The sequence below is a fragment of the Pseudomonas sp. FYR_2 genome (assembly GCF_043106425.1).
GTDB lineage: Bacteria > Pseudomonadota > Gammaproteobacteria > Pseudomonadales > Pseudomonadaceae > Aquipseudomonas > Aquipseudomonas monteilii.
In genome coordinates this window covers 158,182-178,890 of the sequence record NZ_JBICMM010000024.1, presented here as the reverse complement: position 1 = coordinate 178,890, position 20,709 = coordinate 158,182, and the positions used below count along the sequence as shown (strand labels likewise).

The following is a 20,709-nucleotide window of genomic DNA, read 5'->3' as shown; positions in this document are numbered from 1 at the left end:
ACCGGAACGTACTCCATGCTGCCTGAATGCCAACTGTTCGGCACCCTCGGCTGCCACCTGTGCGAAGTGGCCGAGGCCGTGCTGATGCCCTTTGTCGATCATGGCCTGCTGGTTGAACTGGTCGACATCGCCGAGAACGAGGCCCTGTTCGACCGTTATGGCCTGATCATTCCGGTGCTGCGGCGCTGCGACAACGGCGGCGAGTTGCACTGGCCGTTCGATGCCGAGCAGGTGGTGGCGTTTCTCGCGCAGTGATGGCTCCAGGGGAGCTGCGTCCCTGCTCCAAGGTGATGACGGTGAGCTGATGATCCGGTGCCTATATTCAGTCATCGGGAGCCTCGCCATGTTGATCACCCCGCATTTCACGCTTGATGAAATGATCGTTTCCCAGCTCGCCGCCAGGGACGGTTTTGATAACACGCCACCGCCGCAAGCCCGCGCCAACCTGCAGTTGCTGTGCGGGGTGCTCGAGCAGGTGCGTGCGCTGTTCGACGCACCCATCATCATCAGCAGCGGCTACCGTAGCGAGAAGGTTAACCAGCTGATCGGCGGCTCCCCGAATAGCCAGCACGTTCAGGGCCTGGCGGCAGATTTCACGGTGATTGAAGTCAGCCCGCGCGATACCGTGCGCAGAATCAGTAACAGCACCATCGCTTTCGACCAGTTGATCCTCGAATTCGATCGTTGGGTACACCTGTCCGTGACGTGCGGCACGCCCCGGAGACAGGTGCTGACCGTTCGCAAGGGCGGCGGCTATCTGCCGGGGCTGCAATGAACCGGATTGACGACGGCAAGGGGATGTTCGTATGCTGTATATAAATACAGTATCGAGGTGAACCCATGCTCAACGTCGAGCAACTCAAGTACAGCGTCAACCGCATGCCCGTGGAGCGGGTGGCCGATGCCGTGCTGGAACTGCGCCTCGAAGGCCTGGTCACCGATGACCGTACCCCGTTCGGCAAGGTCCACTTCAATACCTGTTTCGCCGAGATCGAGGCCCTGTTCCAGCGTGCCGGTTACCACCGGGGGCTGGATGTAGTGGGTTACCAAGGGTTGCTGTACGCCCTTTACGACCCAGGCCGCTGGGAGCCGGTGCAGGTGCTGCGCTGGCTGAAGGAGCGCAGCGAGGCCATAGGCCAGGCTGGTTGAGTGCGCGGGCTTGGGGGATAATGCGCGGCCGTGAATGTTTCGAGCCCTGCCATGATCACGCCTTTCGACCCCGCCCGCCAGCAAGCCAGCACGGTGTGCCTGCCCCCCGGTAACTGGGCGACGGTGCTCGATTGCCTGTGTGACCATTTCAAGGCTATCGATCGCGCCCAGTGGCTCGACCGTTTTGCCCGTGGCCGGGTGCTGGATGCCGAGGGGCGGGCGGTTTCTGCCGAATTGCCATACAAGCGCGGTATGCGTCTGCACTATTTCCGTGAAGTGCCGAACGAGCGACCAATCCCGGTGCAGGAAACGGTCCTGCATGTGGATGAGCACCTGGTGGTGGCCGACAAGCCGCATTTCCTGCCGGTGACGCCAACCGGTGAATACGTCGAGCAGACCTTGCTGCGCCGCCTGATCCGTCGTCTGGATAACCCGCACCTGGTGCCGCTGCACCGTATCGACCGCCACACCGCCGGGCTTGTGCTGTTTTCTGCCAACCCGCACAGCCGCAGTGCTTATCAGCGCCTGTTCCCCGAGCGGCGTATCGACAAGCGCTACCAGGCCATTGCCGCAGCCATGCCGCAGCATGAGTATCCGCTGGTACACAAAAGCCGGCTGGTGCATGGCGAGCCGTTTTTCCGCATGCATGAGGTAGAAGGGGAGGCTAACAGCGAGACCCTGGCCGAGGTGTTGGAGAAGAACGGTGAGCTGTGGCGCTATGGGTTGTCGCCGGTAACCGGCAAGACCCACCAATTGCGCGTGCACATGGCGGCGTTGGGGGCGGGGATCAGCAACGACCCGTTCTATCCGCAGTTGCTGAACGAAGAAGATGACTATCAGCGGCCTTTGAAACTGCTGGCACAGAGCCTGCGCTTCAAGGACCCGTTGAGCGGGGAAGAGCGGTATTTCGAGAGCCGGTTGCGGCTGGATTGGTAACGCAGGTAATCAGGCTCACGCTATCCCTGTGGGAGCGGGCATGCCCGCTCCCACAGGGATAGCGTGTGCCTGAAGCCTGCGCTATGCCTGTCGGTGCTGCACGATGCTTTAACGGTTGAAACGCTCCACCAGCGAATACTGGCTCCCCGCCGTGCTGGTCAACTCTTCGCTGAGCAGTGCCGAGTGCAACGCCTGTTCGGCGGTCTGGTCGGCCAGTTCAGCAATGGTGCTGATGTTGCGGCTGATCTCGTCTGCCACTGCGGTCTGCTCTTCGGTCGCTGCAGCAATCTGGGTGGCCATGTCGGTGATGTTGGCGACTGCTTCACTGATCCCTACCAGTGCCTCGTCAGCCTGCATCACCCGGTCGACGCCTTCCTGCGCCTGGCGGTGGCCGGTTTCCATGGTCAGTACGGCGTTGCTGGCAGTTTGTTGCAGTTTTGCAATCAGGCCATGGATCTGACCAGTGGACTCAGCAGTGCGCTGAGCCAGTTGGCGCACTTCATCAGCCACAACGGCAAAACCACGGCCCATTTCCCCGGCGCGCGCCGCTTCGATCGCTGCGTTAAGCGCCAGCAGGTTGGTCTGGTCGGCGATGCCCTTGATCACGTCGACTACACCGCCAATTTCGTCGCTGTCCTTGGCCAGCTGGGTCACCGTCTGGCCGGTTTCGCCCACCGCTGCCGACAGGCGCTCGATGGCATCGCGGGTTTCCCCGGCAATCTGCCGCCCCTGGCTGGTCAGGCGGTTGGCTTCCTGGGTGGCGTCGGCGGTGCGCTGCACATGGTTGGCCACTTCCTGCGTGGTGGCGGCCATCTGGTTGACTGCAGCGGCGACCTGCTCGGTTTCTACCCGCTGACGCTCAAGCCCCGAGGAGCTCTTGTGCGCCAGGGCGTCGGACTGGCGCGCCTGTTCGCTGAGGTGTTCGGCACTGTCCTGCAGGCGGGTCAGGCAGGTTTTCAGGCGGGCGTCCTGGCTGAGCATGGCCATTTCCAGGCGCGCCTGCACACCACGGCTGTCGGTAAACATCTGTGCGATCAGCGGGTCGGAGGTGGTCTGTTCGGCCAGGCGCAGCAAGCGCTTCAGGCCGCGCTGCTGCCAGCCAAGGCCAAGCAGGCCCAACGGTACGGAAAGCCCGGCGGCCAAGGCGAAGCCCCAGGAGTGGCCAAGCCAGTTGCCGATCAGGAAGCCTACCTGGCTGATCAGGATGAATGGCAGCCAGTCCTGCAACACTGGCAGCCACTTGTCGCGGCGCGGTACTGGCGGCTTGCCCTGATTGATGCGCTGGTACAGCGCCTCGGCGCGACGGATCTGCTCGGCGGTGGGCTTGACCCGCACGGACTCGAAGCCCACGACCTGGTTGTTGTCGTAGATCGGCGTGACATAGGCATTGACCCAGTAGTGGTCGCCAGACTTGCAGCGGTTTTTGACAATGCCCATCCAGGGTTGGCCCTGCTTGAGCGTTTGCCACATATGAGCGAACACGGCGGGCGGCACGTCGGGGTGACGCACCAGGTTGTGCGGCGCACCGGTCAGCTCTTCGCGGGTGAACCCACTGATTTCGATGAAGGCATCGTTGCAGTAGGTGATCACACCCTTGGCATTGGTGGTGGAGATCAACCGCTGCTGGGCAGGGAAAGTCCGTTCTCTCTGGGTAATCGGCTGGTTGTTACGCATGGGTTGATAGTCCGCAAGGCTTTCGACAGGTATCGGCAAGGGACTGGTTTTATTGAATGATTATTTAATGTGAACGATTGCAGGCATGCCAGCCCTGCCTGGGGCCGCTGTGCGGTGGCCCCAGGCTTTGCTGACTTAGCCGGCAATCAGCTGTCGCAGCACATAATGCAAAATCCCCCCTGCCTTGAAGTACTCCACCTCATTCAGGGTATCGATACGGCACAGCACCTCGACCTGCGCCTGCTGCCCATCCTCGCGGGTGATGCGCAAGGGCAGGCTCATGCCCGGGCGGATCTGCGCGCCATTCAAACCCAGCACATCGATTTGCTCCTTGCCGGTCAGCCCCAGTTGCTTGCGGTCGTCACCGGCCTTGAACTGCAGCGGCAGCACGCCCATGCCCACCAGGTTGGAGCGGTGAATACGCTCGAAGCTTTCCGCCAGCACGGCCTTGACCCCCAGCAGGTTGGTGCCCTTGGCTGCCCAGTCGCGGCTTGAGCCGGTGCCGTATTCCTGGCCGGCAATCACCACCAGCGGGGTGCCTTCCTGCTGGTAGCGCATGGCTGCGTCGTAGATCGACAACTTCTCGCCGCTGGGCACATGCAAGGTGTTGCCGCCTTCTTCACCCGCCAGCATTTCGTTGCGAATGCGGATGTTGGCGAAGGTGCCGCGCATCATCACTTCATGGTTGCCACGCCGCGAACCGTAGGAGTTGAAATCGCGTGGCTCCACCCCCTGCTCACGCAGGTAGCGCCCGGCGGGGCTGTCGGCCTTGATGTTGCCGGCCGGTGAGATGTGGTCGGTGGTCACCGAGTCGCCCAGCAGCGCCAGCACACGCGCACCCTGGATGTCGACGATTTGCGGCGGCGGGCCGCTGATGCCGTCGAAGAACGGTGGGTGCTGTATATAGGTGGAGTCGGGCTGCCACACGTAGGTGGCGGCCTGCGGTACCTCGATGGCCTGCCATTGCGCATCGCCGGCGAACACTTCGGCATATTCCTTGTGGAACATCGCCGTGTCGACCTTGGCGACGGCTTCGGCAATTTCCTGCTGGCTGGGCCAGATGTCGCGCAGGTAAACCGGCTGGCCGTCCTTGCCGGTACCCAGCGGGTCACACGTCAGGTCCAGCCGTACGCTGCCGGCCAGGGCGTAGGCCACCACCAGCGGCGGCGAGGCCAGCCAGTTGGTCTTGACCAGTGGGTGCACACGGCCTTCGAAGTTACGGTTGCCCGACAGCACTGACGCCACGGTGAGGTCGGCGCTGCCGATGGCTTTCTCGATCGCTTCATCCAGCGGACCGGAGTTGCCGATGCAGGTGGTGCAGCCATAGCCGACCAGGTCGAAGCCCAACTGGTCGAGGTAGGGGGTGAGCCCGGCGGCCTTGAAGTAGTCGGTGACCACCTTGGAGCCCGGTGCCAGCGAACTCTTGACCCAGGGTTTGCGTTGCAGGCCCTTTTCCAGCGCCTTTTTCGCCACCAGCCCGGCGGCCATCATCACACTGGGGTTTGAAGTGTTGGTGCATGAGGTGATCGCGGCAATCACCACTGCACCATCGCGCAGCGTGTGGGTCTGGCCTGCATGGTTGTAGTCGATCTCGCCCGCCTGGTCGGCGTTGCCTACCGCTACGCCACCGCCACCCTCGCTTTCCAGGCGGCCGACTTCCTTCGCCAGTGGCTTGGGTTGCAGTTCGATGAAGTGGTCGAAGGCCTGGCTGACCTGGCCCAGTGCCACGCGGTCCTGCGGGCGTTTAGGCCCGGCCAGGCTGGCTTCGACCTCGTGCATGTCCAGCGCCAGGCTGTCGCTGAACAGCGGCTCCTGCCCAGGCAGGCGCCACAGGCCTTGGGCTTTGCAGTAGTGCTCGACCAGTTGCACGGTCGCTTCGGGGCGGCCCGACAGGCGCAGGTAGTCCAGGGTCACCTGGTCGACCGGGAAGAAACCGCAGGTGGCGCCGTATTCCGGCGCCATGTTGGCAATGGTCGCCCGGTCGGCCAATGGCAGCTCGGCCAGGCCATCGCCGTAAAACTCGACGAACTTCCCGACCACGCCTTTTTTGCGCAGCATTTGCGTAACCGTCAGCACCAGGTCGGTGGCGGTGATACCTTCGCGCAGCTTGCCGGTCAGCTTGAAACCGATCACTTCGGGTATCAGCATCGACACGGGTTGGCCGAGCATGGCCGCCTCTGCCTCGATGCCTCCGACACCCCAGCCGAGCACGCCCAGGCCATTGATCATGGTGGTGTGCGAGTCGGTACCCACCAGGGTGTCGGGGAAGGCGTAGGTGCGGCCATCGGCTTCACGGGTCCACACCGTGCGGCCCAGGTACTCCAAGTTGACCTGGTGGCAGATGCCGGTGCCCGGCGGCACCACGCGGAAGTTATCGAAGGCGCTCTGGCCCCAACGCAGGAAGGCATAGCGTTCGCCATTGCGCTGCATTTCGATGTCGACGTTCTCGTTGAAGGCTTGCGGTGTGCCATAACGGTCGACCATCACCGAGTGGTCGATCACCAGATCCACCGGTGACAGGGGGTTGATCCGCTGTGGGTCGCCACCGGCCTTGGCCATGGCCGCGCGCATGGCGGCCAGGTCGACCACGGCCGGCACCCCTGTGAAGTCCTGCATCAGCACCCGCGCCGGGCGGTACTGGATCTCGCGGTCGGAGCGCCGCTCGCCCAGCCACTGGGCAAGGGCGCGCAGGTCGTCGCCGGTGACGGTATGACCGTCCTCCCAGCGCAGCAGGTTTTCCAGCAGCACCTTCAATGACATGGGCAGGCGTTGCAGGTCACCCAGCTGGCGGGCGGCTTCGGTGAGGCTGAAATAGTGGTAGGTCTGGTTGCCGACCTGGAGGGGCTTGAGGGTGTTCAGGCTATCGAGCGAGGGCATTGCCAACTCCTTCTGCGCCGGTGCCCGGCAAATACTCAAGGTTTACCGGTGTCACCGCTCTGTTTCGGTCCGCACGGTGCGGACCTGGCTGAAAGGTCAGGTTAGACCGCTTTGCGGCCCCTGACCCTTTTCTGGACCGGTGGGGCATGTCGCAGGTTCCGATCTTCCTTTATCATCGCCGCCCTGCCGGCGCCTGTTGCGCGCCAGCCGTAGTGGAGTGAGAGATGAATACCCTGTTCATGCATTGCCGGCCCGGTTTCGAGGGCGAGGTTTGCGCCGAAATCAGCGAACATGCCGCCCGCCTGGGCATTGCCGGCTATGCCAAAGGCAAGCCACAAAGTGCCAGCGCCGAGTTTGTCTGCAGTGAAGACGGCGGTGCCGAGCGGTTGATGGGGGCGCTGCGCTTCAACGAGCTGATTTTCCCTCGGCAGTGGGCCCGTGGCGGTTTTGTCGAGTTACCGGAAAGTGACCGGATCAGTGTGCTGCTGGCGCAGTTGGCCGACTTCCCGGTGTTCGGCAGCCTGTGGCTGGAAGTGCTGGACAGCAACGAAGGCAAGGAATTGTCCACCTTCTGTCGCAAGTTCGAAGTGCCGCTGCGCAAGGCCCTGCAAAAGGCCGGCCGCCTGGTCGACGACGCCAGCCGGCCACGGCTGCTGCTCACCTTCATCAGCGGCCGACGGGTGTTTGTTGGCCTGGCCCCGGCCAACAATAGCGCGTTGTGGCCCATGGGCATCCCGCGCCTGAAATTCCCCCGCGAGGCACCCAGCCGTTCGACCCTCAAGCTGGAAGAGGCCTGGCACCAGTTCATCCCGCGTGAGCAGTGGGAACAGCGCCTGGGCGATGACATGACCGGTGTCGACCTGGGCGCCTCGCCGGGTGGCTGGACCTACCAGCTGGTACGTCGTGGCATGCTGGTGACGGCCATCGACAACGGGCCGATGGCCGAAAGCCTGATGGACACCGGCCTGGTGCAGCACTTGATGGCCGACGGTTTCACCTGGCAGCCGAAGCAGCCGGTGGACTGGATGGTATGCGACATCGTCGAGAAGCCGGCGCGCACCACTTCGCTGATCGAAACCTGGCTGGGTGAGGGGTTGTGCCGCGAGGCAGTGGTCAACCTGAAGCTGCCGATGAAGCAACGCTATGCCGAAGTGCGGCGGTTGCTCGACCGCATGGAGGCGACATTCAAGGCGCGCAAGATCAGGGTATCGATTGCCTGCAAGCAGCTGTATCACGACCGTGAGGAAGTGACTTGCCATCTGCGCAGACTGGACCTGAAGCCGCGCTGATTTCGGGGGCTGCAAGCCAGCCCCTTGGTCGAAACGGCCCTATGCGCGACAATAACGATCATTTGTGGAGCCCCCCATGACCGATTTCACCCCCGACGCCATCCTCGACGCTACCGGCCTGAATTGCCCGGAACCGGTAATGATGCTGCACCAGCACGTGCGCAACCTGGCCGCTGGCGGCCTGCTGAAGGTCATCGCCACCGATCCGTCGACCCGTCGTGACATTCCCAAGTTCTGCAACTTCCTCGGCCACGAATTGCTGCAGCAGCAAGAGGACGCCGGCACCTTCCTGTACTGGATCCGCAAAAAAGCCGACTGAAGCGCTCTGGAACACGCCCCGCGTTGCGCCTACACTGCGTTCCCCAGACAGGAGAGCGCCATGCTGATAGTTGCCGACGAGAACATCCCGCTGCTCGATGCCTTCTTCCAGGGTTTCGGTGAAATTCGCCGCTACCCGGGCCGAAGCCTCGATGCCGCCAGCGTCAAGGACGCCGATATCCTGCTGGTGCGCTCGGTGACCAAGGTCGACCGCCAGTTGCTCGAAGGCAGCCGCGTACGCTTTGTCGGCACTTGCACCATCGGCACCGATCACCTGGACTTGGACTACTTTACCGAAGCCGGCATCCGCTGGAGCAGTGCGCCGGGCTGCAATGCACGCGGCGTGGTCGACTACGTGCTGGGCAGCGTACTAACCCTGGCCGAGCTCGATGGCGTGGCACTGCCCGAACGCGTGTATGGCGTGGTGGGTGCGGGTGAGGTGGGCGGCCGTCTGGTGCGGGTGCTTCACGGCCTGGGCTGGAAGGTACTGGTGTGCGACCCGCCGCGCCAGGCCGCCGAGGGTGGCGACTACGTCAGCCTCGAGACGATTTTGCAGCAGTGCGATGCGATCAGCCTGCATACCCCGTTGCAGCGTGCCGGCGAGCACCCGACCTGGCACTTGCTGGGCCAGGCGCAGCTGGCGCAGTTGCGCCCAGGGGCCTGGCTGATCAACGCCAGTCGTGGCCCGGTGGTAGACAACGCCGCCTTGCGCGAGCTGCTGCTGGACCGTGAAGACGTGCATGCGGTGCTGGATGTGTGGGAGGGCGAGCCGCAGGTCGACCTGCAACTGGCCGACCTGTGCACGCTGGCTTCGCCGCACATTGCCGGCTACAGCCTCGATGGCCGCCAGCGTGGCACGGCGCAGATCTATCAGGCGTTGTGCCGCTTCCTTGGCGTGGACGAGCAGGTGCAACTGGCAGACTTGCTGCCCCGACCGCCGCTGGCGCAGATTGAGCTGGACGCCAGCACCGACCCGGCCTGGGCCTTGGCGACCCTGTGCCGCGCCGTGTATGACCCGCGCCGCGACGATGCGGACTTCCGCCGCAGTCTGAGCGACGACCCGCAGCAGCAGCGGGCGGCGTTCGACCAGTTGCGCAAGCAGTACCCGCCACGGCGCGAGATCGAAGGGCTGGCGGTGCGCTTGCGGGGTGAGTCGCCACAGCTGGCACAGCTGGTCAGTGCCTTGGGTGGGGTGCTGGCCTGATAGATTGTTGAAGGCAGTGCCGGCCAATAAAAACCCGGCGCGAGCGCCGGGTTGCAAGTAATTCGTAGGTCAACCTTTGCGTACGCGCTCGGCCCGGCTTTCTTCCAGGGCCTTGCAGGCCTGCTGGATCATCTGCTCGGTGATCGGCACTTCGCGCCCCTGGGCGTCGATGATCGAACCGCACACCTGCGGTTTCGGGGTGGCCCGAGGCTTCTGGTTGTCACTGCCATGCTGCAAGCTCATGCACTGTCTCCTCATCAGGTTCAAGCTCAAGTTAGCCCTGCGCCGTGACTGGCCTGTGACAGCTTCTGTGTCACGGCAGCAACAGTCCAACAGAAACCAGGTGAAAGCTCCAGCGACTGGTTAGACCGATGGGCTATAGCAACCTGCAGGCGTTCCCACAGCCTGGATGAGTGGTAGTCTGCGGCTTCTCCCGCATTGTGGTCGTCGCCATGCCCGAATCGGTTTCCCCACGTCAGCGCCGCGCCTTGCGCCTGGCCTGGCAGTTCGTCCGCCCCTATCGCCGGCAAGTGCTGCTGGCCTTGCTGGCCCTGGTGGTCACTGCCGCCATCACCCTGTCGATGGGCCAAGGTATCCGCCTGTTGGTGGACCAGGGCTTCATGACCCGCTCCGCGCACCAGCTCAACCAGACCATCGGGTTGTTCCTGCTGCTGGTGCTGGCACTGGCGGTGGGCACTTTCAGCCGCTTTTACCTGGTCTCGTGGATTGGCGAGCGGTGTGTGGCCGATATCCGTCGCGCCGTTTTCGATCACCTGATCGGCCTGCACCCCGGCTTTTTCGAAGACAATCGCAGCTCCGAAATCCAGTCGCGGCTGACGGCGGACACCACCTTGCTGCAGTCGGTGATCGGCTCATCGTTGTCGATGTTCCTGCGTAACGCGTTGATGGTTATCGGCGGCGTGGTGTTGCTGTTCATCACCAACCCCAAGCTCACCAGTATCGTGGTGGTGGCCCTGCCGTTGGTGCTGGCACCTATCCTGCTGTTTGGCCGTCGGGTGCGTAGCCTGTCGCGGCAGAGCCAGGACCGGGTGGCCGATGTGGGCAGCTACGTGGCCGAAACGCTGGGGCAGATCAAGACGGTGCAGGCCTACAACCACCAGGCGCACGACCGTGAACTGTTCGCGGGCACGGTCGAAGCAGCGTTTAGCGTGGCCCGCAAGCGGATTGCCCAGCGTGCCTGGCTGATCACCCTGGTGATCGTGCTGGTGTTGGGGGCGGTGGGGGTGATGTTGTGGGTCGGCGGCATGGACGTGATTGCCGGGCGTATTTCTGCAGGCGAGCTGGCTGCGTTCGTGTTCTACAGCCTGATCGTCGGTAGCGCCTTCGGTACCCTCAGTGAGGTGATCGGCGAGCTGCAGCGTGCCGCCGGTGCCGCTGAGCGTATTGCCGAACTGTTGGCTGCGCGCAGTGCAATCCTGCCGCCCGAGCTGGCGCAGGCGCTACCAAAACAGCGGGCCAGCGGGCACATCGAATTGCAGCAGGTGGTGTTCGCCTACCCGTCACGGCCTACGGTGGCGGCCGTCGATGGCCTGAGCCTGGCCATCGAACCAGGACAGACCGTTGCCCTGGTTGGCCCCTCGGGTGCAGGCAAGTCGACCCTGTTCGATTTGTTGTTGCGTTTTTACGACCCGCAGCAAGGGCGCATCCTGCTCGATGGCCAGGCGATTACCGCCCTCGACCCTGACCAGCTGCGCCGCCAGTTCGCCCTGGTGGCGCAAAACCCCTCGCTGTTCCGTGGCACGGTGGAGGCCAACATCCGCTATGGCCGGCCCGAGGCAACCCTGGCGGAAGTCGAGGCAGCCGCCCGCGGTGCCTATGCCGATGAATTCATCCGGCAGCTGCCGCAAGGCTACCAGACGCCCTTGGGCGAGGGCGGTATCGGGCTTTCCGGTGGGCAGCGGCAGCGCCTGGCGATTGCCCGGGCGTTGCTGGTGGATGCGCCGATCCTGTTGCTGGATGAAGCCACCAGCGCCCTCGACGCGCAGAGCGAGCACCTGATCCAGCAGGCGTTGCCCAGCCTGATGGCCGGGCGCACCACGCTGGTGATCGCCCATCGCCTGGCCACGGTGCAGCATGCCGAACGGATCGCGGTCATCGACAAGGGGCGGCTGGTGGCGGTGGGCACACACCGTCAGTTGATCGAGGAAAGCCCGCTGTATGCGCGCTTGGCGGCCTTGCAGTTCACCACAGGGTAGGGTGTCGCGGTTTTGTAACATTTTTGTAGCAATTGCCTGAGAGTATCTGCCTCAACTGTTGCGTAAGTGCTCGACCTGGCTGCCATTGCTTGATGGCAGCTTTTTTTTGGCCTGCCAGTCATGGGGGCTGCACAGCGGCCCCAGCCCTCTCTCTCTGGTTCCGAGACCCTAGATGTTGCGTAAATCCCTCAGAGTGCAAATTCTCTCGCTGCTCGGCGGCAGCCTGGCGGCGATGTTGCTGATCGCCCTGGTGTGTTTCCAGTTCCTGTCGTCCAGCGTGCGCGGTTATGCCGAGCTGGTCGACGGGCCGCTGCAGGCCTCGCAATTGATCGACGAAGCCAACCTGCAATTCAAGATTCAGGTGCAGGAATGGAAGAACGTGTTGCTGCGCGGGCGCCAGCCGGCAGACATGGACAAGTACTGGCAGCAGTTCCAGGCCCGTGAACAACAGGTTCAAGCGCTGCTCGGGCAATTGATCGACAGCAGCGACACCAGGCTCAAGGCGCCTTTGCAGCAGCTGCGTGACAGCCACCGGCAGTTGGGCCAGGCCTATGCGCAGGGCCGCCAGGCCTTCCTTGCCGCGGGGGGTGACCCGGTAGCCGGCGACCAGGCGGTCAAAGGCGTGGACCGCGCCGCCAGCGAGCAGATGAGCGAACTGGTCGAGCAGCTGCGGGCCGATGCGCGCCAGCGTGCGGCCAGCATCAGCGCCAGCGCCGAGCTCACGGTATGGCTGGGCTTGCTGGTGATGTTGGCTTCGGCGGTGCTGGTGGGGCTGCTCAGCCTGTGGCTGGTCAACCGTAGCCTGATCGAGCCAATCCGCCAATTGATCGAGTATGTCGCACAACTGAGCCAAGGGCGTTTCGCCGCCCGGGTCGATAGCCGCCGTGAAGATGAGCTGGGGCGCCTGGCGCGGGCTGCCAACACGCTGCGCGACTTCCTTGCCGATACCGTGGGCCGCCTGCAGGACAACGCGCAGGAGCTGGAGGGCGCCAGTGGCCAGTTGCGCAGCATCGCCGGCGACATGGCCCGTGGCACCCACGACCAGTTCCAGCGTACCGACCAGGTGGCCACGGCCATGCACGAGATGTCCGCCACCGCTCAGGAGGTCGCCCGCCACGCCGCCGAGGCCGCTCGCGCGGCAGATGACGCCGACCACAGCGCCCAGGCCGGCGAGCAGGTGATGCAGCAGACCATCGACATTATCGGTGTGGTCAACCGCGAAATCGCCGGCACGGCGGCGGTAATCCGCGACCTGGAGCACGACAGCACGCGCATTGGCAAAGTGCTGGAGGTGATCCGTGGCATCGCGGAGCAGACCAACCTGCTGGCGCTCAACGCAGCCATCGAAGCGGCCCGTGCTGGCGAAGCCGGGCGTGGTTTTGCGGTGGTCGCCGATGAGGTGCGCAGCCTGGCCCAGCGCACGGCTGCGTCGATTGCCGAGATTCACCAGATCATCGAAGCCGTGCAGTCGGGGGCGGTAGAAGCGGTCAAGGCGATCGAAAGCGGCCAGCAGCGCAGCGAGGAGGGGGCCGAGCAGGTGCAGCAGGCCGGGCAGATGCTGCAGCGCATCACCCAGTCCGTAGAGGCGATCCGCGACATGAACCGACAAATCGCCACGGCGGCCGAAGAGCAGACCAGCGTAGCTGAAGACATTTCGCGCAACCTGATCGAAATCACCCGTATTGCCACGGCCAACCAGCAGGCCGTGCAGCATACCGAGCAGGCCGGGCAGCGCTTGCATGGGTTGTCCGGGCAGTTGGGTGAGGTGACCTCGCGCCTGACGGCCTGACCGTTTTCAGGCACAACAAAAAGCCCGCACAAGGCGGGCTTTTTGAGCAGGATCTGGTCGGAGAGACAGGATTCGAACCTGCGGCCTTCTCGTCCCGAACGAGACGCGCTACCTGGCTGCGCTACACTCCGATGAACAAAATCCTACTGCATCCCGTTTTCGCACACAAGCCCTTGTTGTTTAAAGGGGCTTTGCAAAACGGGCGCCTGGATCAGAGCTCTTTGACGGTGCGGATCTGGTCCTTGTTCAAGCGGGTGCGCTTGCCATCCAGTTGCTCGAATTCATAGAAGCCGGAGTCTTCATCGTACTTCGGGGTGTCCGTGGCCTGGATTTCGCGGCCATCGTTCAGGGTAATGACGGTCGGCGAAGCGCAGCCGGCAAGGGCGCCCAGGCCCAGGGCGAGCAGGAAGGCGGGTAGGGTCCGTTGAATCATCGTGTTTCTCCAGTGCGATGGTGCTAGTTGTCAGTTAAGACGCAGGGTGTCCATGCAAGTTCCTTCTTTAGTGCAGCATAGCGGCAAACCCGGCCTATTGACCGAGGGCAATCGCCATGGGCGCAACGTCGGGAAAGGTGCGCTGTGATATAACTGTGGGCATCTCATCCTGTTGTGACGGACACCCATGAAAGCCAAGGCAGATACCCCCTTCGTGGCGCTGAACATCGCCGTGCTCACGGTCAGCGACACCCGTACTTTCGACACCGACACCTCCGGGCAGCTGTTCGTCGACCGCCTGAGTGCGGCCGGCCACCGTTTGGCCGAGCGCGTGCTGCTCAAGGATGACCTGTACAAGATCCGCGCCCAGGTTGCCACCTGGATCGCCGATGACAACGTGCAAGTGGTGTTGATCACGGGGGGGACCGGCTTTACCGGCCGCGACAGCACGCCCGAGGCGGTGGCCTGCCTGCTGGACAAACAGGTGGAGGGGTTTGGAGAGTTGTTCCGGCAGATCTCCGTGGCCGACATTGGCACCTCCACGGTGCAGTCGCGTGCCTTGGCCGGGCTGGCCAACGGTACCTTGGTGTGCTGCCTGCCGGGCTCGACCAACGCCGTGCGTACCGGCTGGGATGGCATCCTTGCCGAACAGCTCGATGCCCGCCATCGCCCGTGCAACTTCGTTGCGCACCTGAAGCAAGCAGCGGCCTGTGACAGCCGTGGCTGAGGCCGGCCAGGCCCGGCCGCTGATGCCGGTGGAGCAGGCCCTGGCGCAACTGCTGGCGCTGGCCGAGGCGGCGCCCATCCGCGAGACCGAAAACCTGCCGCTGGCCGAGGCCGAAGGCCGCGTGCTGGCCACCGACCTGGTGGCCTCGCTCGACCTGCCGCCCTGGCCGAACAGCGCCATGGACGGTTATGCCTTGCGCAGCGCCGACTGGCAGGGCCAGCCGCTGCCGGTCAGCCAGCGCATTTTTGCCGGGCATGCGCCACGGCCGCTGCAGCCAGGCACCTGCGCGCGCATCTTTACGGGTGCGCCGGTGCCGGAAGGCGCCGACTGCGTCGAGATGCAGGAAAACACCGAGGTGCTCGAAGATGGCCGGGTACGCTTTCTTGAAACATTGCAAACCGGGCAGAACATACGCCCTCAGGGCCAGGAAACCCGCAAGGGTGAGCAGGTAATGAGCGCCGGCACCCGCCTTGGGCCGATCGAACTGGGCCTGGCGGCGACCCTGGGCCATGGTCGCCTGGATGTGGTGCGCAAGGTGCGGGTGGCGGTGCTGTCCACCGGTGACGAGCTGGTCGAACCCGGCCTGCCGCTAGGCCCTGGGCAAATCTACAACAGCAACCGTCGGCTGCTGGTCAGCTGGTTGCAGCGGCTGGGCTGCGATGTGGTCGATGCGGGCATCCTGCCGGATGACCTTGCACGTACCCGTGCCTGCCTGGGGTCGCTGGGCGACGTTGACCTTATCTTGTCTACCGGCGGAGTCTCGGTGGGGGAGGCCGACTACCTCGGTGCAGCCCTGCGTGAAGCCGGCGAACTGGCGTTGTGGAAACTGGCGATCAAGCCGGGCAAACCGCTGACGTTCGGCCACTTCCAGGGCGTGCCGGTGATCGGCCTGCCGGGCAACCCGGCCTCGACCTTGGTCACCTTTGGCCTGCTGACCCGGCCCTACTTGCTTCGTCGTCAGGGGGTGGCCGATGTCACGCCGCTGCGTTTCGACATGCCGGCGGGCTTCGACTGGCACAAGCCTGGCACGCGCCGCGAATACCTGCGCGCGCGCATCGAACAGGGCCGGGTGTGCATCTACAAGAACCAGAGCTCGGGGGTGCTGCGCAGTGCCGCCTGGGCCGAGGGCCTGGTGGAGGTGCGCGAAGGCAGTACGCCAAAACCGGGCGATAGCGTGCCGTTCATCCCCTTCAGCGAGCTACTTGGCTGAGCGGCCCAGCCAGGCACTGCCCAGCGGCGCGGCCTCGGCAGGCGCTGCCTGGGCCAGGCGCATGTGCACGTTCTCCAGTTGCTGGGCTGCTACGCTCCAGTCGTGGCGTTGGCGGGCGAATTGCCGCCCGGCATCGCTCAGTTGGCTCATGCGCCAGGGCTGGTTGAGCAGTTGGGTGATCAGCAGGGCGAGCTGGTCACCGTCATCACTGCCCAGGTAATGCTCACCGTTGTTCGCGGCCAGGCCCGATACGCCTTTGCCGGTGGTGATCACCGGCAGGCCGGCGGCCATGGCCTCGAGGATTTTTACTTTGGAGCCACCGGCATAGCGCAGCGGGGCGAAGAACAGTGCCGAACGCTTTTGCAGCTCGCGCAGGTCAGGGCGGTAACCGAACCATTCGATGCGCGGGTCGTTCCAGTGCAATTTCCAGCTGATCGGCAGCGCATGCCCGGCTATCGCCAGGCGCACCGCCGGGTTGCTCATCCACACTTGCGGCATGATGTCTTCCAGCGCCCACTCGATGGCTTCCAGGTTGGCGCCATACTCAAAGTTGCCCACGAACAACAAGCGTTGGCTATGCAGCGCCGGTTGCACGTGCTGGTAGAAATCACAATCCACACCATTGACCACCACGTTCACCGGGCGCCCGCTGATCTGCGCGATGAGCTCGGCATCGTGTGCGCTGACCGCCACCAGCTCGGTAGGTTGGCGCAGCACCCGCTGTTCCCAGCGCCGGTAGCGCCAGCGGTCAAAGGCATTGAGCGGGCGCAGCCAGAGCGGCAGGCGGTCGTGGCAGGCACCGCCCATCACGGACTCCAGCGTGTGCTCGCTGAGCATGTAGGGCAGCCCGCGCGCCTGCAAAGCCTTTTCGAACGGCTGAAAGCTGTAGCTGTGCTCGATCTGGATCACGTCCCACGGTTCGTCCAGCAATTGCTCGAAGCGGTGCCGCAGGCAAGGGGACAGGCCATTGATGATCGCCCGCATGGGGTAGTCGATAATCGGCGAGGCCAGCAGGTTCAGCGGGCTGTGCAGTGGCCGACGGGGTAGCACGATCAGCCGTTCGAGTAGCGGCTCCAGGGCTTCGCGGGCCGCATCGCTGAGCGGGATTTTCGATTGCACCAGCAGGGTAATGCGGTGGCCTTGCTGTGCCAGTGCGCGCATCAGGTGGTATTGCCGGGTCTTGCTGCCGCTGGTCGTTGGCCAAGGCAGGTACGGCAGTGTCCAGAGAATGCGCATGACCCGGAATCCTCGCTGAAAGCTGCGGATGAAAAGACGCGCCCATCGGCGGCGCTATGCACACCACTGCCGGTGGCGCGTCCATGGCCAGGATCGAGATTGGCCCGGCGAACAGAAGTCAAAAGGCTGACTTCCCTGGGAAAAATGTTGGCCTGGGTCAAAAACTTGTCAAAAGTTCATTTTCTGAGCATAGCCGCGCATTGTCGGGTGTGGGAAAAAGACCGCGTCGGCTTCGTTATTTTTTTGCACCCATGCAACGATCCCTGGCTGCGCATGGTCGAGATCTGGGTGGTTCAACTTCACGGAGACGCGCAATGCAAGGGCGCAAGGCAATGCTGATCCTGCACGGTAAGCAGGCGATGAACGAAGAGTTGCGCAGCGCTGTGCACGACCTGCGCGATACCGGCTGGGCACTGGATGTACGTGTCACCTGGGAGGCGGGTGATGCGCAGCGGCTGGTCGGCGAGGCGCTGAGCGCGGGCTACAGCCATGTCGTTGCCGGTGGTGGGGATGGCACTTTGCGCGACGTGGCCGAAGCCATGGGGCTGGCCGGCGCTGATGCCAGCCTGGCACTGTTGCCCCTTGGCACTGCCAACGACTTCGCCCGAGCCGCAGGTATACCGCTGGAGCCTGCTGCGGCTCTGGCGTTGCTGAACACACCGGCCCAGGCAATAGACCTGGGCCAGGCTGGCGACCAGTTGTTCCTTAACATGGCCACAGGCGGATTCGGCAGCCAGGTCACCGCCAACACCTCCGAAGACCTGAAAAAAGTGCTGGGGGCGGCCGCCTACCTGTTCACCGGCTTGTCGCGCTTCAGCGAACTGCAGGCAGCTTCGGTGGAACTGCAAGGGCCAGACTTTCAGTGGCAAGGGAGCTTGCTGGCGCTGGGTATCGGTAACGGCCGCCAGGCTGGGGGAGGGCAGGTGCTATGCCCTGAAGCGGTGGTGAACGACGGTTTGCTGGACATCGCCATCCTACCTGCGCCGCAGGAAGTGGTCGGGGCTTTGCGCGATCTGCTGGCCGGCGATGGCCTGTTCGTTCGGGCGAGGTTGCCCTGGGTGGAAATCAAGAGTTCGCAGGGGCTGGATATCAACCTCGATGGCGAGCCGTTGCAGGCCGACAACCTGCGCTTTCAGGCCAGGCCAGCCGCGATACGCCTGCACCTGCCGGCCCGGTCGCCATTGCTCAGTCGTCCAGGCTGATGATTTTCTCGCGTACGGCAAACAGTACCAGGCCAGCCACGTCATGAATCTGCAGCCGCTTCATGATTTGCGAGCGGTGGGTTTCGACCGTCTTGATAGACAGGCCAAGGCCCGCAGCGATTTCCCGGGTGGACTTGCCGCGCACGATCAGGCGCAGGATTTCCAGTTGCCGGGCCGTGAGGTTATGCCGCTCGCCAGCGGCCTGCTTGCCCTGTTTGGTGTGCCGTAACGCCTGGTTGATGACGGTGTGGGCGATGGCTGGGCTGAGGTAGCGCTCGCCGTTGCGCACCGCGCTCAGGGCCTGCTCCAGTTCGGTGGCGCTGGTGTCCTTGAGCAGATAGCCGTGGGCGCCGCTTTCCAGCGCCCGCATGATCAGGTCGGGGTCGGTGTGCATCGAGAGAATCAGCACTTTGCAGGCGTTGCCGCTGGCCCGCAGTTGAGTCAGGGCGTCCAGGCCGCTGGTGGAGCGCATCGAAATGTCCAGCAAGACGATGTCGGGCGCCAGCGTGCGCACCTGTTCGAGCAGTTGACCGCCATCGTCGGCTTCGCCGATCACGTGATAGCCAGGGATGTCACAGACCAGCGCGCGCACCCCGGCGCGGATCAGCGAATGGTCGTCAACCAGCAGCAGTCTACAGGTCATGGGTGGCAGTACTCCGGGCGCGTTGCTGGCTGCGCGGGGGCCAGGGGAACATCGCTTCGATCTGCGTGCCCAGGCCAGGCTGGCTGGTGATGTCGAGGCTGCCCTGCAACGCGGTTACCCGCTCCTGCATGCCGGCAAGGCCGCGCTGGCCTGCCTCGGCCGGGTGCCGGGCGGGGATGAAGCCGCGGCCATCGTCGTGGATCGACAATGCCAGCCCTTCAGGGGTGCGCTGCAGGCGGATGACCAGGTTGTGTGCCTGGGCGTGGCGCAACATATTGGTCACCGCCTCCTGGGTAATGCGGAACACGGCCATGGCCACGGCTTCGTCGATGCCGCCCAGGCGCTGGTTGCACGCCAGGCTCCAGTGCACGCCGCTGCTGGCCAGGGTACGTACCAGGTGCGCGCGCAGGCTGGCTTCCAGGCCAAGGCTGGCGAGCTGCCGGGGGTTGAGCAGGGCGGACACATCGCGCACGTTGCCCAGGGTGTCATCCAGCGTGCCGCGCAGGGCATCGCAGTGGCCCTGCAGCTCGTCGGGCATACGCCGCTGCAGCCACTGCAACTGCAGCTTCGCAGCGGTGAGCAATTGGCCGATGTCGTCGTGAAGTTCCCGGCTCAGGTGCTGACGTTCGTCTTCCTGCACCTTGAGCATGCGCTCGGCCAGTTCGGCCGGGCGCAGGCTGATCGACCTGGCGCTCAGCCCCAGTTGAACGGCGGCGCCCAGCGTGGCGGCCAGCTGTAGCACCAGCAGGCTGGCCGGGATGGCCTGGTTGGCCAGGTACAGCGCCAGGTTCGCAACCAGCGAGGCCACGCACAGCCCGACCGTTGCCCAACGCAGCAGGGCAGCGCGGGAGCAGCAACGCAGAGAAGTCTTCAAGCGTGGGAACATAAGTAGGAAAGCCACTGAAGTATTGCTGATGGAGGCCTTGCACAATGCTGGTCAGAGGCTTTGGCGCAGTACTTTCGATGTTTTTTCGAATGCGTGATCTTTCAACCTTGCTTCAGGTTGCAAGCCTTTGTGGGGGCGCATATTACCACTTTGCATTGCATCGGTCGCGGCTGGGAAACGCTTTGAAACGCCTGCTGGTCCGGTCTTTTCGGGTAGCAAAGTGCCACCCGTTAATCGTGCAGTACGCACTTGTGCTGCAACTAGCGTGCTCAGGGTTCAAGTTGGGCCACTAAAAACCTGCAGAACTTTCCAAGTTTGACCATGGTGGGGCTTGAACAACGGTACTTAGTTGCACACTGCGTCAATTAGAGCGCCGGTTTAGAGCGGTCAGGGCGGCTGCTGGCTGCCACTTCACCAGGGGTGTGAATGCACACGCTGCCTTGCTCATCGCATGACGTACAGGTTGACGCTAAAGGTTGTTGCACGACCTTCGCCAACTCACCCAGTAGCACCAGTTGCTCGCCGATGTCCAGGTTCAGCCGCCCGGTACGGGGGTCGACCAGTTCCAGTTGCCAGGCCAGCAGGGTCAGGCACTCCCCTATCGCGGGTAGGGCTGCACGTTGCAGGCAACCACCGTGGCAGGCCGGGGCGAGCAGCTGTTGAAGGGCAGTGGTGTAATGGGCGACTTCACGCAGGCCCAGGCGTGTGGCCTGACGGGCGAGGCTGTCGAGGACGTTGTCCAGGCAGCGGCAGGCATCCGGATCATTGTCGATCAGTTCCAGATGCTGCAGGCATTCCTGGGCCTGGGTCAGCAGTACCTGGGCATCCAGCAGGAAGCCCTGGAGGGCGTCGTCGAACGATAAGGCAGTGTCCATTGTCAGGTCCCCGCGCGTGGGGTAGGCGCAGGGGGCGGGCACGCC

Annotated in this window: 20 protein-coding genes, 1 tRNA gene and 1 pseudogene; 13 read left to right on the top strand and 9 right to left on the bottom strand. The window is 63.9% G+C overall.

The annotated features are described in order from the left end of the window. Positions 1-15: 15 nt before the first annotated feature. The 4 genes from ACF8R4_RS12745 (at position 16) to ACF8R4_RS12730 (ending at position 2,085) form a co-directional block, all read left to right on the top strand. Complete coding sequence (locus ACF8R4_RS12745; RefSeq protein ID WP_060498853.1) at positions 16-255, top strand: glutaredoxin family protein; 240 nt, start codon at positions 16-18, stop codon at positions 253-255. An 88-nt stretch (positions 256-343) separates the two neighbouring features. Then, complete coding sequence (locus tag ACF8R4_RS12740) at positions 344-775, top strand: D-Ala-D-Ala carboxypeptidase family metallohydrolase (RefSeq protein ID WP_060498854.1); 432 nt, start codon at positions 344-346, stop codon at positions 773-775. Between the two features lie 65 nt (positions 776-840). Then, positions 841-1,149, top strand: coding sequence for a hypothetical protein (locus tag ACF8R4_RS12735; RefSeq protein WP_019096184.1), 309 nt, complete (start codon positions 841-843; stop codon positions 1,147-1,149). Positions 1,150-1,200: 51 nt separating this feature from the next. After that, positions 1,201-2,085, top strand: coding sequence for a pseudouridine synthase (locus tag ACF8R4_RS12730; protein ID WP_060498855.1), 885 nt, complete (start codon positions 1,201-1,203; stop codon positions 2,083-2,085). A gap of 108 nt (positions 2,086-2,193) precedes the next feature. Here the strand turns inward: ACF8R4_RS12730 and ACF8R4_RS12725 are convergent, their stop codons facing one another. After that, the gene (locus tag ACF8R4_RS12725) at positions 2,194-3,759 is read right to left on the bottom strand and encodes a PAS domain-containing methyl-accepting chemotaxis protein (RefSeq protein WP_060498856.1); all 1,566 of its coding nucleotides are present in this window, start codon (positions 3,757-3,759) and stop codon (positions 2,194-2,196) included. A gap of 135 nt (positions 3,760-3,894) precedes the next feature. Continuing rightward, positions 3,895-6,636 (bottom strand): aconitate hydratase AcnA, encoded by a 2,742-nt coding sequence (gene acnA / locus ACF8R4_RS12720; RefSeq protein WP_060498857.1) that lies wholly within the window; start codon positions 6,634-6,636, stop codon positions 3,895-3,897. 224 nt (positions 6,637-6,860) lie between these two features. On the opposite strand from acnA, the gene rlmM reads away from it, so the two are divergent. The 3 genes from rlmM to pdxB all read left to right on the top strand — a co-directional run bounded on the left by rlmM (position 6,861) and on the right by pdxB (position 9,447). Beyond that, on the top strand, positions 6,861-7,925 hold the full coding sequence (gene rlmM, locus ACF8R4_RS12715; protein ID WP_060498858.1) for a 23S rRNA (cytidine(2498)-2'-O)-methyltransferase RlmM: 1,065 nt from the start codon (positions 6,861-6,863) through the stop codon (positions 7,923-7,925). Positions 7,926-8,001: 76 nt separating this feature from the next. Beyond that, positions 8,002-8,244 (top strand): sulfurtransferase TusA, encoded by a 243-nt coding sequence (gene tusA, locus ACF8R4_RS12710; protein WP_003248727.1) that lies wholly within the window; start codon positions 8,002-8,004, stop codon positions 8,242-8,244. Positions 8,245-8,304: 60 nt separating this feature from the next. After that, a complete protein-coding gene (gene pdxB, locus ACF8R4_RS12705; protein ID WP_392492575.1) occupies positions 8,305-9,447 on the top strand; it encodes a 4-phosphoerythronate dehydrogenase PdxB in 1,143 nt (380 codons plus the stop codon). Positions 9,448-9,516: 69 nt separating this feature from the next. Here the strand turns inward: pdxB and ACF8R4_RS12700 are convergent, their stop codons facing one another. Next, complete coding sequence (locus ACF8R4_RS12700; protein ID WP_164524267.1) at positions 9,517-9,690, bottom strand: PA1571 family protein; 174 nt, start codon at positions 9,688-9,690, stop codon at positions 9,517-9,519. Between the two features lie 209 nt (positions 9,691-9,899). Between ACF8R4_RS12700 and ACF8R4_RS12695 the strand changes: the two genes are divergently transcribed. The 3 genes and pseudogenes from ACF8R4_RS12695 to ACF8R4_RS12685 all read left to right on the top strand — a co-directional run bounded on the left by ACF8R4_RS12695 (position 9,900) and on the right by ACF8R4_RS12685 (position 13,452). Continuing rightward, a complete protein-coding gene (locus ACF8R4_RS12695; protein ID WP_060498860.1) occupies positions 9,900-11,663 on the top strand; it encodes an ABC transporter transmembrane domain-containing protein in 1,764 nt (587 codons plus the stop codon). Positions 11,664-11,835: 172 nt separating this feature from the next. Then, positions 11,836-12,567, top strand: a pseudogene (locus ACF8R4_RS12690) (HAMP domain-containing protein); the annotation flags it as partial. Between the two features lie 117 nt (positions 12,568-12,684). After that, positions 12,685-13,452: a methyl-accepting chemotaxis protein gene (locus tag ACF8R4_RS12685; RefSeq protein WP_371257737.1), complete on the top strand. Its 768-nt coding sequence runs from the start codon at positions 12,685-12,687 to the stop codon at positions 13,450-13,452. 54 nt (positions 13,453-13,506) lie between these two features. Here ACF8R4_RS12685 and ACF8R4_RS12680 read toward each other — a convergent pair. Further along, positions 13,507-13,583: transfer RNA gene (locus tag ACF8R4_RS12680), tRNA-Pro, on the bottom strand. A gap of 80 nt (positions 13,584-13,663) precedes the next feature. Beyond that, complete coding sequence (locus ACF8R4_RS12675) at positions 13,664-13,885, bottom strand: YgdI/YgdR family lipoprotein (protein WP_013971697.1); 222 nt, start codon at positions 13,883-13,885, stop codon at positions 13,664-13,666. 187 nt (positions 13,886-14,072) lie between these two features. Between ACF8R4_RS12675 and moaB the strand changes: the two genes are divergently transcribed. Together moaB and glp are read left to right on the top strand one after the other, a co-directional pair. Then, positions 14,073-14,612, top strand: a complete 540-nt coding sequence (gene moaB, locus ACF8R4_RS12670) for a molybdenum cofactor biosynthesis protein B (protein ID WP_016714883.1) — start codon at positions 14,073-14,075, stop codon at positions 14,610-14,612. Continuing rightward, positions 14,596-15,822 carry a gephyrin-like molybdotransferase Glp gene (gene glp, locus ACF8R4_RS12665; protein WP_060498862.1) on the top strand — a complete coding sequence of 409 codons (1,227 nt, stop codon included), beginning with the start codon at positions 14,596-14,598 and terminating at the stop codon, positions 15,820-15,822. Before moaB ends, glp begins: the two co-directional genes overlap by 17 nt. On the opposite strand, the gene ACF8R4_RS12660 is transcribed toward glp, so the two are convergent. Continuing rightward, a complete protein-coding gene (locus ACF8R4_RS12660; RefSeq protein WP_016714885.1) occupies positions 15,811-17,058 on the bottom strand; it encodes a glycosyltransferase family 4 protein in 1,248 nt (415 codons plus the stop codon). The genes glp and ACF8R4_RS12660 overlap by 12 nt on opposite strands. Positions 17,059-17,372: 314 nt before the next feature. On the opposite strand from ACF8R4_RS12660, the gene yegS reads away from it, so the two are divergent. Then, on the top strand, positions 17,373-18,260 hold the full coding sequence (yegS, locus tag ACF8R4_RS12655) for a lipid kinase YegS (RefSeq protein ID WP_392492573.1): 888 nt from the start codon (positions 17,373-17,375) through the stop codon (positions 18,258-18,260). Here yegS and ACF8R4_RS12650 read toward each other — a convergent pair. The 3 genes from ACF8R4_RS12650 to ACF8R4_RS12640 form a co-directional block, all read right to left on the bottom strand. Beyond that, entirely contained in the window at positions 18,244-18,903 is a 660-nt protein-coding gene (locus tag ACF8R4_RS12650; protein WP_060498864.1) for a response regulator transcription factor, read from the bottom strand. The genes yegS and ACF8R4_RS12650 overlap by 17 nt on opposite strands. Next, positions 18,893-19,789 (bottom strand): sensor histidine kinase, encoded by an 897-nt coding sequence (locus ACF8R4_RS12645; protein WP_060498865.1) that lies wholly within the window; start codon positions 19,787-19,789, stop codon positions 18,893-18,895. The genes ACF8R4_RS12650 and ACF8R4_RS12645 overlap by 11 nt, the downstream gene beginning before the upstream one ends. 365 nt (positions 19,790-20,154) lie before the next feature. Next, positions 20,155-20,664, bottom strand: coding sequence for a hypothetical protein (locus ACF8R4_RS12640; protein WP_060498866.1), 510 nt, complete (start codon positions 20,662-20,664; stop codon positions 20,155-20,157). Positions 20,665-20,709 lie beyond the last annotated feature (45 nt).